Consider the following 12,719-nt stretch of genomic DNA (forward strand, 5'->3'; position numbering starts at 1 on the left):
GGAGGACTGGGAGGGTGGCCAGGGCGGACGGACGGTGTGGGAGTGGGCAGGCAACCTGGAGAGGCGGCGACCGTGTAGGCGCGCGGTGCCACTTCTGAGTGCGGTAGCCGTTCCAGTCGAGACGAAAGAGTGATACAGGCTGCCGCCTCCCGCCGTGGCCTGGAAGTGACAACGCCTGAGGCCGCGAAGCTGACGGCACGCTGTAAGGAAGGAATCAGGACGATGCCGAAGTTGAAGACCCGCAGTGGCGCGAAGAAGCGCTTCCAGGTGAAGAAGAGCGGCCAGGTCAAGCACGGCAAGGCCTACGGCAAGCACCTCTTCACGCACGCCAAGACGCCGAAGCAGAAGCGCGGCAACCGCGGCACCAGCCATCTTCGCGATATGGACGCGAAGAAGGTCATCAAGGAGATGTTCCCCTACGGGGCCTGAGCCTCGGCTCGGCAACCCTGACGTCCCTGGTGGAGCGGCGTGAAGCCTGCGCCCCGGGACCGACAACCTACGCAGTACGGAGTGAGTGAGACATGCGCGTCAAGAAGGGTGTAAAGGCTCGTCGCCGTCGCAATAGTATCCTGAAGCTGGCCAAGGGCTTCCGCGGCCGTCGCAAGAACTGCTACCGCCGGGCGAACCAGGCGGTCGAGCGCGCGCTGGACTACGCCAGCCGTGACCGCATGCAGCGCAAGCGCGACTTCCGTCGCCTGTGGATCGTCCGCATCAACGCGGCGGCCCGCACCGTGGGCCTCTCGTACTCCAAGCTCATCGCGGGCCTGGCCAAGGCGAAGATCAGCCTGGACCGCAAGGTCCTGTCGGACATGGCCATCGCGGATCCCGCGGGCTTCGCGGCCGTCGCCAACATCGCGAAGGCGGCCTGAGACACGCCGGCCCTCACGGGCGGGTGACAGAGCGGGTGGGGTGGCCTTCACGGGCCGCCCGCCTGCGAGAGTGAACGGGTCGCCTCGTCAGGCGGCCCTTTTTTTTGTCCCGGAAGAAGCCCTCGGGCCCGGGGAAGCGAGAACGGAGGCACACGGCCATGCGTGACAGGTTGCAGGCGTTGGCGGAGGCCGCGCGGCAGGAGATTGCGGGCGCGTCGGACAGGCCCGCGGTGGAGGCGCTCAAGGTCCGCTACCTGGGCAAGAAGGGCGAGCTGTCCGCGGTGCTGGGCGGCATGGGCAAGCTGGCCCCGGACGAGCGCCGGGCGCTGGGCGAGGTGGCCAACACCGTGAAGGCGGAGCTGGAGACGCTCCTGTCCGCCGCCCTCCAGCGGGTCGAGGACGCCGAGCTGGAGGCGCAGCTGCAGGGCCCCGGGCTGGACGTGACGCTGCCGGGCCGCGCGGTGAAGCCGGGCAGCCGGCACCCCGTGTCGCGGACGATGGAGGACATCGTCCGGACGTTCTCCCGGCTGGGCTTCGACGTGGCGAGTGGTCCGGAGATCGAGCTGGACTACTTCAACTTCGAGGCGCTGAACCTGCCGAAGGACCACCCCGCGCGGGACATGCAGGACACGTTCTACGTGGACGAGCCGTCGCTGGGGCACGCGAAGAAGGCGGACAGCTCGGTGCTGCTGCGCACGCACACGTCGCCGGTGCAGGTGCGCTACATGCTGCAGCGCAAGCCGCCCATCCGCGCGGTGATGCCGGGGCGGGTGTACCGGCGCGACTCGGACATCACGCACACGCCGATGTTCCACCAGGTGGAGGGCCTGCTGGTGGACAAGGACGTGACGTTCGCGGAGCTGAAGGGCTCGCTGGACGCGTTCGTGAAGGCGTTCTTCGGCTCGGAGACGAAGACGCGCTTCCGGCCGTCGTTCTTCCCGTTCACCGAGCCGTCGGCGGAGGTGGACATCTCCTGCACGTCGTGCGGCGGCAAGGGCTGCCGGGTGTGCAAGCAGACCGGGTGGCTGGAGGTGCTGGGCAGCGGGATGGTGCACCCGAACGTCTTCACGTCCGCGGGGTATGACCCGGGCGAGGTGACGGGGTACGCGTTCGGCATGGGCGTGGAGCGCATCGCCATGCTGCGCTACCGCATCGACGACCTGCGGATGATGTTCGAGAACGACGCTCGGTTCCTCGAGCAGTTCTGAGTCCTGGCGGGCGCGGGCCCGCATGCCGCTCCCTGGAGGAGTGGCGCGGCCCGCGCTCCTGTCTTCGTCCCGAGAGAGCAAGAGGGTGGACCTGTGAAGATTTCGGTGAAGTGGCTCGGCGATTACGTGGCGCTGCCGCCGTCGGTGGACGAGCTGGCGCGCAAGTTGACCGCGGCGGGCCTGGAGATTGAGGGCCAGGAGAGTCCGGCCGAGGGCCTGCGCGGCGTGGTGGTGGCGCAGATCAAGGAGTCGGTGCAGCACCCCAACGCGGACAAGCTCTCCGTCACGAAGATCGACGCGGGCGGGGACGCGCTCATCCAGGTGGTGTGCGGCGCGAAGAACTACAAGGTCGGCGACAAGGTGCCGCTGGCCACCGTGGGCACGAAGCTACCCAACGGGATGGAGATCAAGCAGGCGGCGCTGCGCGGTGTGGACAGCTCCGGCATGCTCTGCTCCTCGAAGGAGCTGGGGCTGAGCGAGGAGTCGAACGGGCTGCTCATCCTCTCGCCGGACCTGAAGCCGGGCACGCCCATCGCCCAGGCGCTGGGGCTGGATGATGTGGTGCTGGAGGTGAACGTCACGCCGAACCGGCCGGACGCGCTGAGCCACCTGGGCGTGGCGCGCGAGGTGGGCGTGGTGACGGGTGCGGCGTTGAAGCTGCCCCAGCCGAAGCCGGTGGAGTCGGGCTCGCCCGCGTCCGAGAAGGTGAAGGTCCGGGTGGAGAGCCCGGAGCGCTGCCCGCGGTATGCGGCCCGGGTGGTGGAGAACGTCACCATCAAGCCGTCGCCGCAGTGGATGCAGGAGCGACTGAAGGCCTGTGGCGTGCGGGCCATCAACAACGTGGTGGACGTCACCAACTACGTGAACCTGGAGTACGGCCAGCCGCTGCACGCGTTCGACCTGGACAAGCTGTCGGGGCAGGAGCTCGTCGTCCGCACCGCGGCGAAGGGCGAGAAGCTGACCACGCTGGACGGCAAGGCGCGCACGCTGGACGTGGATGACCTGGTCATCTGCGACAAGGAGCGGCCGCAGGCGCTCGCGGGTGTCATGGGCGGTGGGGACAGCGAGGTCACCGAGAAGACGACGCGGCTGGTGCTGGAGTCGGCGAACTTCGCGGGCGCCGGGGTGCGCCGGACGGCGAAGCGGTACGCGCTGCACACGGAGGCGTCGCACCGGTTCGAGCGGGGAGCAGACCTGGACGCGGTGGTGCCGGCGATTGATCGGGCCGCGCAGCTCATCGCGGAGCTGTCGGGCGGCACGGTGGCGCCGGGTCGGGTGGAGGTGTACCCGGCCGAGAAGCCGCGGCGGCAGGTGACGCTGCGCTTCGCGCGGGTGGAGAAGGTGCTGGGCGTGGCGGTGCCGGAGGTCGAGGTGCGTCGCATCCTGGCGGCGCTCGGGTTCGAGCAGGTGTCCGAGGGCGCGGGGCAGGCGACGTACGAGGTGCCTCGGGCGCGCGTGGACGTGGAGCGTGAGGAGGACCTGCTGGAGGAGGTCGCCCGCGTGTTCGGCTACGACAACATCCCGGCGAAGCTGCCGCGCGGGCTGGCGTCGCTGGCGCCGGAGCCGGCGAACTCGGAGGCCGAGCGGCGGCTGCGTCACGCGCTGGCGGGGGCGGGGCTGGACGAGGTGGTGAACTACTCGTTCGTGGCGCCCAAGAGCCTGGAGGTGCTGGGCCTGAAGGAGCAGCCGGTGGCGCTGCTCAACCCGCTGAGCGTCGAGCAGTCGGTGATGCGGACGAGCCTGCTGCCGGGGCTCCTGGAGAACCTGTCGCGCAGCGTGAGGCACCAGGTGGAGTCGGTGTCGCTGTACGAGACGGGCCGGGCGTACTTCCGGGATGCGCAGGGCGGGCAGGGGACGCGGCCGGCGGCGCGCGAGGTGAACCGGGTGGCGGGCCTGGTGTGGGGCCTGCGGGGTGGGGAGCGGAGCTGGACGCAGAAGGACGCGCGGGCGGACTTCTACGACGCGAAGGGGGCGGTGGAGGCGCTGCTGGCGGCGCTGCGGGTGGAGGGAGTCACCTGGTCGCTGGGCGGGCCGTCGGCGTACCACCCGCGAGCCAGCGCGGAGGTGAAGCTGGCGGACGGCACGGTGCTGGGCCACGTGGGGGAGCTGCACCCGAAGGTGGTGAAGGCGCTGGGGCTGCCCGAGGGCGTGTTCGTGTTCGAACTGGACACGGAGCCCCTGTACGCGGCGTCCCGGCTGGTGCCCGAGTACAGGGCGCTGCCGAAGTTCCCGGCGGTGCTGCGCGATTTGGCGGTGTTGGTGCCGGTGGAGCTGGAGACGGGGGCGGTGCGGAAGGTGATTCTGGAGGTGGGCGGGGCGCTGGTGGAGGACGCGTTGGTGTTCGACGTGTACACGGGCAAGCAGATTCCCGAGGGGAAGAAGAACCTGGCGTTCGCGCTGCGGTACCGGGCTTCGGACCGGACGTTGACGGACGTGGAGGTCAACGAGGCGCACAAGCGGATCGTCTCGGAGGTGGACCAGCGGCTGGGTGCCTCGTTGCGTGCCTGAATTCCTGAATGAAGTCAGAGGGTTGACTTGGCTTCGGGAAGGCTGCAACAGTGGCCGGGCGTTCACCGCGCTGAGGGTGAGGGCATCCCGAGGATTCGCATGACGAAGGCGGACATCATCGAGGGCGTCTACGAGAAGGTCGGCTTCTCGAAGAAGGAGTCGGCCGAGATCGTGGAGCTCGTGTTCGACACGCTCAAGGAGACGCTGGAGCGTGGGGACAAGATCAAGATCTCCGGGTTCGGCAACTTCCAGGTGCGCCAGAAGAAGGCGCGCGTGGGCCGCAACCCGCAGACGGGCAAGGAGATCGAGATCTCGGCGCGTCGGGTGCTGACCTTCCGGCCGAGCCAGGTGTTGAAGAGCGCGCTGAACGGCGAGGCCCCGCCCGAGGATCACGCGGAGATCGACGCGCGGGAGGAGGCGGCGGCGGACGCGGCGGAGGCCCGTGGCGAGGACTTCGACGAGGAGGGAATGGAGGACTCGGAAGGGTAGGTTTTTCCACGGCGCCCTGCTGCTCTTGCTTGACCTGGGCGTTGTGTAGGGGCATAAGGGCGCACCGTTTCACGACGGCGGCCGCAAAGAAGTTCTCGGGGCGTAGCGCAGCCTGGTAGCGCACTTGCTTGGGGTGCAAGTGGTCGCAGGTTCAAATCCTGTCGCCCCGACCATCGAAGGCCCTGGAGATTCGCGGGTTTCCCGTGAGCCTCCAGGGCCTTCACCTTTTGGGCTTCCGGACTCCAGCAGCAAACTAGCAGCAAGCGGAGCGGGGGCGGCGCCAGCAACAAGCAGCGCCTCTGCGGGGCTCGGAACCGCGGGCCCGAACGCGAGCAGGTTGAGTCCCTTGCGCATGTCCTCCACGTCGAGGTGGCCGTAGATCTCCGAGGTGATGGCTGGGTCCGAGTGGCGGAGGATGCGCTGCACGGTGGCCAGCGGGACGCCCGCCTTGAGCAGCAGGGTGGCGGTCGTGTGCCGCAGGTCATGGAAGCGCAGGGGGCGAGGGAGCGGCTTGGGCCAGAGCTTCATGCCGCAGCGAGTGCAGGGCTCGGACACGGCGTGGCTCTTCTTCACCGCGTAGCCGCAGCCCTTGCGCCGGCAGACGTGGTTGTAGCCCTCCACCAGTCCCGCGCGCCCCAGGGCCCGGCGCAGCACCTTGTGCAGCGCGGAGTCCGGCGCACGCTGCGAGCCGTCCTCCGCAGGGAACAGCAGCTCCGAGGAGGAGGTGGCCATGGCCTCGCGCAGGAAGGGCACCAGTCCCTCGGCGATGGGCAGCAGGTCTGCGTGGCCGCCCTTCGTCGTGTCGCTCGCGTGAGACCGGGCCACCACGACGGTGCCCGCAGTGAGGTCCACGTCCGACTTGCGGAGCGCGAGCAGCTCGCCCTTGCGCATCCCGGTGTAGACCGCCGTGGCGAACAGCGGACGCCAGCGCCGCTCCAGGGCCGCCAGCATCAGCGGGACCTCCTCGGCCTTGAGGTACCGCGGCAGCTTCTTCGGCTTCTTGAAGCGCGGGACGGACTTGGCGGGATTGAGGCCGGTGAAGAGCCCGCGCCGCAGCGCGAGCTCGAAGATGCGGTGGAGAAGGGCGCGCAGGTGGTTGAGGGACTCGGGAGACAGCTCTCCGGTCTTCGCGTTGAGCAGCACCTCCAGGCGCGACGGCGTGACGTCCTTGAGAGGCAGCGGCCCCAGCTCATCGCGCAGGTGCTTCTCGCCGAAGCCGATGATGGTGGTGGAGCGGAGCCGACTGCCCACCTCGGTCTTCCAGGCGTCCAGGGCCTCCCCGAAGGTGACCTGCATGCGGTGCTCGGGCAGGGGCTCCAGGCCGCGCCGCTGGCGGTCGGTTTGAACCTCCAGGTCGTGCAGGAGGGACTTCGCCTCGGTCTTCGTGGTGGCCTGGGTGGCGGTGTCGCGCCACCGGCCGTGGCCGTCCTTGAAGCGGACGTACCACTTGTCGTTCTTGCGGTAGATAGAACCCATCAGATAGTTCCTACATCTTGAAACCTCAGAGGTCTCGTCCTTATTGCTGGCGGGGAAGGGCGCCACTTCCCAGTTAGCAGCGCCCCTGCCCCTTGATGAACGCTCGAATGGCCGCTGGTTCGAAGCGCAGCAGCCCGCCGATCTTCACGCACGGGAGCTGCCCTGCCTGAGCCCGCTGGTAGACCCAGCTCCGGCTTGCCTTGAGGAACCGGGCCACGTCATTCGCGTCCCAGAGTCCCTCCTCATCCAGGGGCGCCGTGCCCTTCTTGTCATCACTCGGGAGCTTCATGGCGTGCGCCTCCCAGGGTGATGCGCTCCGTGTCCGTCCGTACTCAGCGAAGCCTTGGTCGACCCGTTACTCTTCGCCAGGAGCTGGCGCTTGATGTCCGCCACGGTGCTCTTTGGGATGCCGGTGCTCTTGGCGACACTTCGCACGCCGGCGCCTGCGGCCAGCAGCTTCTCGGCCTGCTGACGTTTGAGCGGGCCAACCGGCCGATACTTCCGGCGGGCCTGCCCGGCTCGCACCTTGCGCTGGTGGTCTGCTCCCAGCTTGCGCTGCTTCGAGGCGTAGGGCTGTGTGTCGGTCCAGGACGCGAAGATATTGACGTCCCGGTTCACCTGGCGCCTCTTGTTGTCCCATCGGAAGAGGGTGCGGCCCTCCTCCACCACCTCCTCGTTGATGTGCTTGCCCTCACGCACGGCTTCCTCGACGCTTATCAGGCGGACTCGCTGGCGTACCGGGGCGGCCTCCTCGGTGCCCTTCTGGATGCAGATGAGCAGCGTCTCCGCGAACTGCGACTTGTCCTCGATGGATGCGTGACGGGCCACCCGCACCACAGCCCAGGTGCCGTTCCGGGCGAGGACCGTCTCGCCAGGGCGGATGGAATCTGCCTTCTGGAGCAGCCCGTAAACGCGGGCGCGCGAGGTCACGATGGCGTCGGCCTCGTGCTCGATGAGGAAGTCGCTGCCCATTGACTTGAGCGCGTCCAGGGCGGGGCCGCTGAAGTCCACATCCGCCCCGGCCACCAGCGCGTCCGTGGAAATGAGCACCGCCCCCTTCTGGAGCAGCTCCGCCATCAACGCACGCGCCCGGCCGATGACGAGGGCGTACCACTCGGGTGCGTACAGCGAGCCCGGCATGGGGGGCTGGCGCATCAGCTCTCGCAGCGTGCGCGAGCGCCGCATCGCTGAGGCTGCCCCCGCCGGAAACCCTGCACGCCGGTGGGCCGTCTCGATGGCCAACAGCCCGCCACCTCGCTCGTGCTCGCCCAGCTTGCCGATGAAGGAGTTGAGCATGTTCTTGGCCAGCCGGTACTGGAGGCTGCCGCGCTCGGCCGCGGACTTCTCCACGAAGAGGGCCTCCACGTAGCGGCCCACATCGTGGTCTCGCTCCCGTGGGCCGGGAGAGAAGCCGTACGCCTCCACCACCTTCAGCTCGGCTCCCATCTGCATGGCCAGGCGCACCTCTGCGAAGGTGGCGTCGCTCACCCCGGACAGCGGGAAGAGCAGGCTCTTGCCCTTCACCGGCAGCACCGGGTATCGCGTGTCCCTGGGAAACTTGAACTTGAAGCGGCCGAAGCCCTCCAACTCGCGAACCTCGTCCAGGGACTTCACGCGCCGCCACCGCGTCTTCTCGTGCGGGAGCGGCTGGAGGCGCGCGGCGCTCGGGTACAGCGACACCACGTCGCGCTCCACCAGGGGCGCGATGTAGAGCCCGCGGATGAAGACCTCCACCCGACCGCCATGGATGGCGCGCAGGGCGGCGATGCGGACAGCGCGATCTCCAGCGAAGCGGGGCACCTGGCGCCGCGCCTCCTGGAACCCCCGCTTCGTCTTCCGGGAGTAGGTCTCCTCCTCGTACTCGACCGGCGCCGGCGTGCTGCGGAGGAACCCGTAACGGAATGCCGCCGCCGTCAGCGAGGCCAGCGAGGGATACATCAGCGGGTCCACTCCCCAGCGGTGGCGCATCTGGGCGCGGAAGGCCAGGAAGGCTTCGAGCACAATCTCCGCATCCGTGGCGGCGTAGCGGCGGAAGGTCTCCGGGTCCTCCTCCTTGAGCCGGCGCAGGCCCGTGCGGTCCACCACCAGCTTCTCGCGGCCCACCAGCAGGGCCACCTTCTCCAGTCCCACGGCGAAGAAGGCGAAGAGATCCACCACCCGCAGCTCCCATTCGCCGTCATCGAGTGCCACCCGGGGCATCGTGGCGTGGTGGGCCTTCCCGATGGCATGGATGAGTAGCTCGCCCACCGGGTCCTTGAACTTGGAGATCTCCGCCGCCGCGAAGTGCGCCACGAGGTACACCTTACGCGGCTGGTTCTTGCGCACGGGTACCACGAGCCCATGGCGGGCGATGAACTCGCGCACCATCATCACGAGGTCTCCTACCGTGAGATGCGCCCCCGGCGGGTCGAAGACGTGGGACACCGCCTGCCCGTCGCGCATCCCAGCGAGCTGCACCGAAAGAAGCTTGCGGCCCGGGTGGTGCGAATCCCACTCCACGTCGAAGCCGAGGATGAGCGCGTCGCCGACCTGGCGTGCCCCTCTCTTGGGCGGTTCCAGCGTGCTGGACACGAGTACGCCCTCATGAGCCCGGATGAAGGCATCATCCATGGCAAATCTCCCAAGGATTCCGAGAGGATGGCCGTCGGGAGCGAACAGTTCCCGCCACGGGACGGGCCTGCAACGTGTCCGGACAGCTCAGCGCCTCTTCTCCCTCGAAGACAACGGGGCAGGTGGCAGGACGGGGGTGTCCGAGAGTGCTTCTTGGGGGAGTGACGGCCCGCCCCCAGATCGTACTGTCGCCCCTGGAAGCCCCCCTGGAGGGTTCTCCCGGTTGGTTCCGCAGTGTTGATGTTCCTGTCCCATCATCGTGGGGGGAACCATGCTGCCAGGTTGGGACGTGTGGTTGAAGTAGATGGCTCAACGGTGTGTCTCCTCATTCGGACGCTGAACTCACTTGCGTCCGGTCATGAGGAAGACTGCGATTCAGATGAGCCGCCGTGAAGTTGGGGTCAGAAGGCAACTTACCCCGATCATCTCCCCGGGAGATGGCCCGTTAATGTGGCTCTTTGCTCTCCCAGGGAGATGAACCGGCGATGCTGCTATTCGGTCTCCCCGGTGTTCTCATCCGGGTGGGGAGATGCTGGGGGAGTGGTCATGCTCGGACTCCCTGCTTCCACGGGTGAGGTTGTGGAAGTGGAGATCACGCCCGCAGGTTGAAGTGCCGGGGCGAGAAGTTGCTGGAGAAGTTCGCGTACTCCCTTGGCCTCCCGGCGTGCGTTCTTCCATCGCTCCACGCAGTCAGTCAGGGCATCCGAGTCCCTGAGTGGGGAGTGAGCTTCTTCGCCCATCAGCACCGATACCGCTGCCAATTCGCTCCCTCCGAACTGCTTGATGCCCAGCAAGCTGGTGGTGACATCGGCAAAGGCCACCATCAACTGTCTCTTGCCGTGAGTCGATAGGAGGCTTGCAAGCTGAGGTTGTTGCTCCAGCGCGTCGAGGACATCCGCGAGGCGCTCCATCACCTGATGCAGTTCCCGAACGGTGGCCTCCAAGTCCAGCAGGGGGCGGAGCATCTGCGCGAGCTGAGGGGGGATCTCTTGGTGCGCTGATAGCTGCTTTAGAGGGAACTCTCCCAGAATCCCGCCCTGAACCTGTGGCAGCTTGCTCAGGAGGCCCTGATCCGCACGGAACCAGTCGACCAGCTTCCTGAGTTGAGGCCGCGCCTCAGAGAACCATTTGGCGAGGTACATGGCCGACGCGACCGCGCCGATCTGCTCGTCGGTACGCTCGCGATTGTCTCGCAGGTAGTCGAGGGGTTCTGGGTCCGGACCAATCGGAAAGGGTAGCGACGACATGGGGGGACCTTGGCACCCGAGCTGAATGGCACCAAGGAATCTCGATGGTGAGCGTCAGGTGGTGAGCCGTCCGCTGTCTCGGCGGGGAGCGCACTTTCATCCACGGGCTTGCGCAAAAACGTTCTTCCCACTCCTCCACCACCCCGCGGACAATGTAGACATGAACACAACCATCAGGAGCGCCGTGCAGGCCGCACAGGCCGCCATCAACGGTGCGAAGTCCCAGGGCCCCACCAGCGCCGCCGGCAAGGAGCGCAGCTCGCTCAACTCCGTGCGCTACGGCTTCACCAGCGCGCACCTGCTGCTCCCCGGTGAGGACGCGGCCCAGTACGAACGCCACCTGGACGGTTACTTCGCCGCGCTCGTGCCGACCTCGATGCCCGAGGCGGTCATCGTCGCGCAGATCGGGGACTTGAGCTGGAAACTGGAGCGGCTCACGAAGGTGGAGAACAACCGGCTCCGAGCGAGGCTGGAAGCAGAGCTGGAGAAGACGGACCCCGGGATGACCCTGACCGCCACCCGCGAGGCGTTGCAGCTCGTGCATGCCCTGGCCGAAACGGTGGACGCCGTCCCCGTGCCGCCAGACACGGCCAAGCCCACGGGGAACTTCCTCGACCTCGTGGAGCGCGTGGTGGCCCGGTTGAGGGAAGTCCCGGCGCTGCCGGGTGAGGTGGTGAAGATCCTCGCGGATGCGCTCACCGCTGCCCAGGAGCTGGAGAAGTGCGTCCGCATGAAGAAGGACGCCTACGTGGCGCTGGGCAACGCGGCCAAGATGGTCCGCGGTGCGCTCACCGAGAAGCAGGCCCGCGAGGAGGCCGGACTTGGACCCGTGCGCGAGCGGCTGGCCGCCGAGGTGCTGCTGCTGGAGGACACGGACTTGAAGAAGCTGGAGAAGTACCGGCGCACGCTAGAGTCCAGCCTGCTGCGGCAGACCGAGCTGCTCGGCAAGATGCGCGCCCAGGTGGCCGCCGCGGAGTCCGAGGCGCTGACGGAGGCGAAGGAGCTGCGGGTGAAGCTGCGGATGGTGCAGTGACGAGCTTCCTCAATCTGGCCAGTCCGGCTCTTCTCCAGCATCCACGTGATTCACAGCGATGGTGTAGCCGTTGCCCGACCCGAAGCGCTTGATGAACGCTCCTCGCACGTAGAACCACTGCTTCGTTGAACTGTCATGGATGAGCAGCTCCCGCTGCTCTCCCTGCGCAGCGCCCCAGCTCCATTCCTGAAGCCAGCGCTTGCTCTCCGCATCCAGGCCAGCCATCTGGATATCCGGCACCGACGCACGCCGACCGGACTTGGCGGCGTTGGACTCAGCGAGAGCTGCACCGAGCCCGGACACGTGAACCGCGCCGATGAGTTCTTTCTCATCGAGCCATCCGAGCACGTACCTGCTCCCGAGATCCCAGGGACCAACCACACGCGGCTCGCCGATGACCGTCATGGACCGGAATCTTGGCACAGTTGGGCGGGGGCTTCCTCGGGTTCGTTCTGACGGCCTTCCCGGCCTCCCTCGCCGTTCTCGCCTATTGCTAGGGCTAAGAAATCTGGAGAGGTCCCCCGGCATGAGGGGGACAGGGGTTCCCTTGCCTCAGGTCCACTTGGAGGGGCCCCCGGTCTTCTTCGAGCTGCCCGGGGGACAGGGGTGGGCGCGAAAATTTTTGGGGCCAATCTGTGGCGCTGGCCGCCTGCCCCCATCAGGTACTGATGACCGCACCCCCTGTGTAAGCCCTCTCGCTTCTCGCGCACGAGGGGTCGGGGCGCTCTCGGCACTTCTGCTTCTTGGGGACGGACCGGGAAAGGTGCCCAGGGACTTCGGCTACCCGAGGGGCAACCTCCGTCCACCTCCACCGGCTACCAGGGTGAGGACCCGGCCCACCCGGTGCTTGAACGGTAAGAAGAAGGGCGGGGCCGCCGATGAAGTACGGCCCCACCCTTCCCACGTCACCGCGCTTCCCTGCGCCGTCCCAGGAAGTCGGACACCACCGTGAGGATGGCCGCAGCCACCTCCCGGACCAGGCGCGAGGTCAGCGCCTTCCGGAGCCAGTCCATGGGGCACCTCTTCTTGCTGTCCGCCTCGGGCCTTACGCCACGAGCCGGAGCTGGGACTCGCCCAGGATGGCGGTGAGGGCCTGCCGCTTCATGCTGGCGGCCTTGCCCATCCAGATGGACTCCAGCCGCATCGCGTCCATGCGCCTGCCCTGCACGGCCCGCGTGTGCCGGTGGTGGTCCGCGTACTCCGCCACCGCCTGGAGGGCCGCCCAGGCGGAGCCCTGCATGTCGCCCTCGATGCCGACGCCCGCGTGGTACAGCTCCAC

The 12,719-nt window shown here is 67.8% G+C and carries 10 protein-coding genes, 1 tRNA gene and 2 pseudogenes; 7 read left to right on the forward strand and 6 right to left on the reverse strand.

Translation table 11 applies throughout. The features are described 5' to 3' along the window. Window positions 1-222 precede the first annotated feature (222 nt). From rpmI to K8640_RS39690, 6 genes and pseudogenes are all read left to right on the forward strand, one after another. On the forward strand, window positions 223-429 hold the full coding sequence (gene rpmI / locus K8640_RS39665; RefSeq protein WP_046713978.1) for a 50S ribosomal protein L35: 207 nt from the start codon (window positions 223-225) through the stop codon (window positions 427-429). Window positions 430-521: 92 nt separating this feature from the next. Further along, window positions 522-869: a 50S ribosomal protein L20 gene (gene rplT / locus K8640_RS39670; RefSeq protein ID WP_141323077.1), complete on the forward strand. Its 348-nt coding sequence runs from the start codon at window positions 522-524 to the stop codon at window positions 867-869. A gap of 158 nt (window positions 870-1,027) precedes the next feature. Next, on the forward strand, window positions 1,028-2,077 hold the full coding sequence (pheS, locus tag K8640_RS39675) for a phenylalanine--tRNA ligase subunit alpha (RefSeq protein ID WP_074952357.1): 1,050 nt from the start codon (window positions 1,028-1,030) through the stop codon (window positions 2,075-2,077). 93 nt (window positions 2,078-2,170) lie between these two features. Beyond that, a complete protein-coding gene (pheT, locus tag K8640_RS39680; RefSeq protein ID WP_223751822.1) occupies window positions 2,171-4,585 on the forward strand; it encodes a phenylalanine--tRNA ligase subunit beta in 2,415 nt (804 codons plus the stop codon). 99 nt (window positions 4,586-4,684) lie between these two features. Continuing rightward, window positions 4,685-4,963, forward strand: a pseudogene (locus tag K8640_RS39685) (integration host factor subunit alpha); the annotation flags it as partial. Between the two features lie 207 nt (window positions 4,964-5,170). Further along, a tRNA-Pro gene (locus K8640_RS39690) sits at window positions 5,171-5,247 on the forward strand. A gap of 247 nt (window positions 5,248-5,494) precedes the next feature. On the opposite strand, the pseudogene K8640_RS43375 reads toward K8640_RS39690, so the two are convergent. The 4 genes and pseudogenes from K8640_RS43375 to K8640_RS39710 all read right to left on the reverse strand — a co-directional run. Further along, window positions 5,495-6,550 (reverse strand): annotated as a pseudogene (locus tag K8640_RS43375) (tyrosine-type recombinase/integrase); the annotation flags it as partial. A 73-nt stretch (window positions 6,551-6,623) separates the two neighbouring features. Then, the gene (locus K8640_RS39700) at window positions 6,624-6,839 is read right to left on the reverse strand and encodes a helix-turn-helix domain-containing protein (RefSeq protein ID WP_223751823.1); all 216 of its coding nucleotides are present in this window, start codon (window positions 6,837-6,839) and stop codon (window positions 6,624-6,626) included. Continuing rightward, window positions 6,836-9,160, reverse strand: coding sequence for a DNA polymerase (locus K8640_RS39705; RefSeq protein ID WP_223751824.1), 2,325 nt, complete (start codon window positions 9,158-9,160; stop codon window positions 6,836-6,838). Before K8640_RS39705 ends, K8640_RS39700 begins: the two co-directional genes overlap by 4 nt. Before the next feature lie 491 nt (window positions 9,161-9,651). After that, window positions 9,652-10,407 (reverse strand): hypothetical protein, encoded by a 756-nt coding sequence (locus K8640_RS39710; RefSeq protein WP_223751825.1) that lies wholly within the window; start codon window positions 10,405-10,407, stop codon window positions 9,652-9,654. Between the two features lie 160 nt (window positions 10,408-10,567). On the opposite strand from K8640_RS39710, the gene K8640_RS39715 reads away from it, so the two are divergent. After that, entirely contained in the window at window positions 10,568-11,440 is an 873-nt protein-coding gene (locus K8640_RS39715) for a hypothetical protein (protein ID WP_223751826.1), read from the forward strand. Between the two features lie 9 nt (window positions 11,441-11,449). Here K8640_RS39715 and K8640_RS39720 read toward each other — a convergent pair whose 3' ends face one another. Continuing rightward, window positions 11,450-11,845 carry a hypothetical protein gene (locus K8640_RS39720; RefSeq protein WP_141332970.1) on the reverse strand — a complete coding sequence of 132 codons (396 nt, stop codon included), beginning with the start codon at window positions 11,843-11,845 and terminating at the stop codon, window positions 11,450-11,452. 640 nt (window positions 11,846-12,485) lie between these two features. Then, a partial coding sequence (locus K8640_RS39725) for a DUF932 domain-containing protein (RefSeq protein WP_223751827.1) occupies window positions 12,486-12,719 on the reverse strand: 234 nt, incomplete at its 5' end.

The organism is Myxococcus sp. XM-1-1-1, assembly GCF_020037095.1.
GTDB classification, from domain to species: domain Bacteria; phylum Myxococcota; class Myxococcia; order Myxococcales; family Myxococcaceae; genus Myxococcus; species Myxococcus fulvus.

Bases quoted from the DNA above. Each gene is read 5' to 3' on its own strand.
- rpmI (WP_046713978.1), top strand. From the start codon at position 223: ATGCCGAAGTTGAAGACCCGCAGTGGCGCGAAGAAGCGCTTCCAGGTG.
- rplT (WP_141323077.1), top strand. From the start codon at position 522: ATGCGCGTCAAGAAGGGTGTAAAGGCTCGTCGCCGTCGCAATAGTATC.
- pheS (WP_074952357.1), top strand. From the start codon at position 1,028: ATGCGTGACAGGTTGCAGGCGTTGGCGGAGGCCGCGCGGCAGGAGATT.
- K8640_RS39700 (WP_223751823.1), bottom strand. From the start codon at position 6,839: ATGAAGCTCCCGAGTGATGACAAGAAGGGCACGGCGCCCCTGGATGAG.
- K8640_RS39705 (WP_223751824.1), bottom strand. From the start codon at position 9,160: ATGGATGATGCCTTCATCCGGGCTCATGAGGGCGTACTCGTGTCCAGC.
- K8640_RS39710 (WP_223751825.1), bottom strand. From the start codon at position 10,407: ATGTCGTCGCTACCCTTTCCGATTGGTCCGGACCCAGAACCCCTCGAC.
- K8640_RS39715 (WP_223751826.1), top strand. From the start codon at position 10,568: ATGAACACAACCATCAGGAGCGCCGTGCAGGCCGCACAGGCCGCCATC.
- K8640_RS39720 (WP_141332970.1), bottom strand. From the start codon at position 11,845: ATGACGGTCATCGGCGAGCCGCGTGTGGTTGGTCCCTGGGATCTCGGG.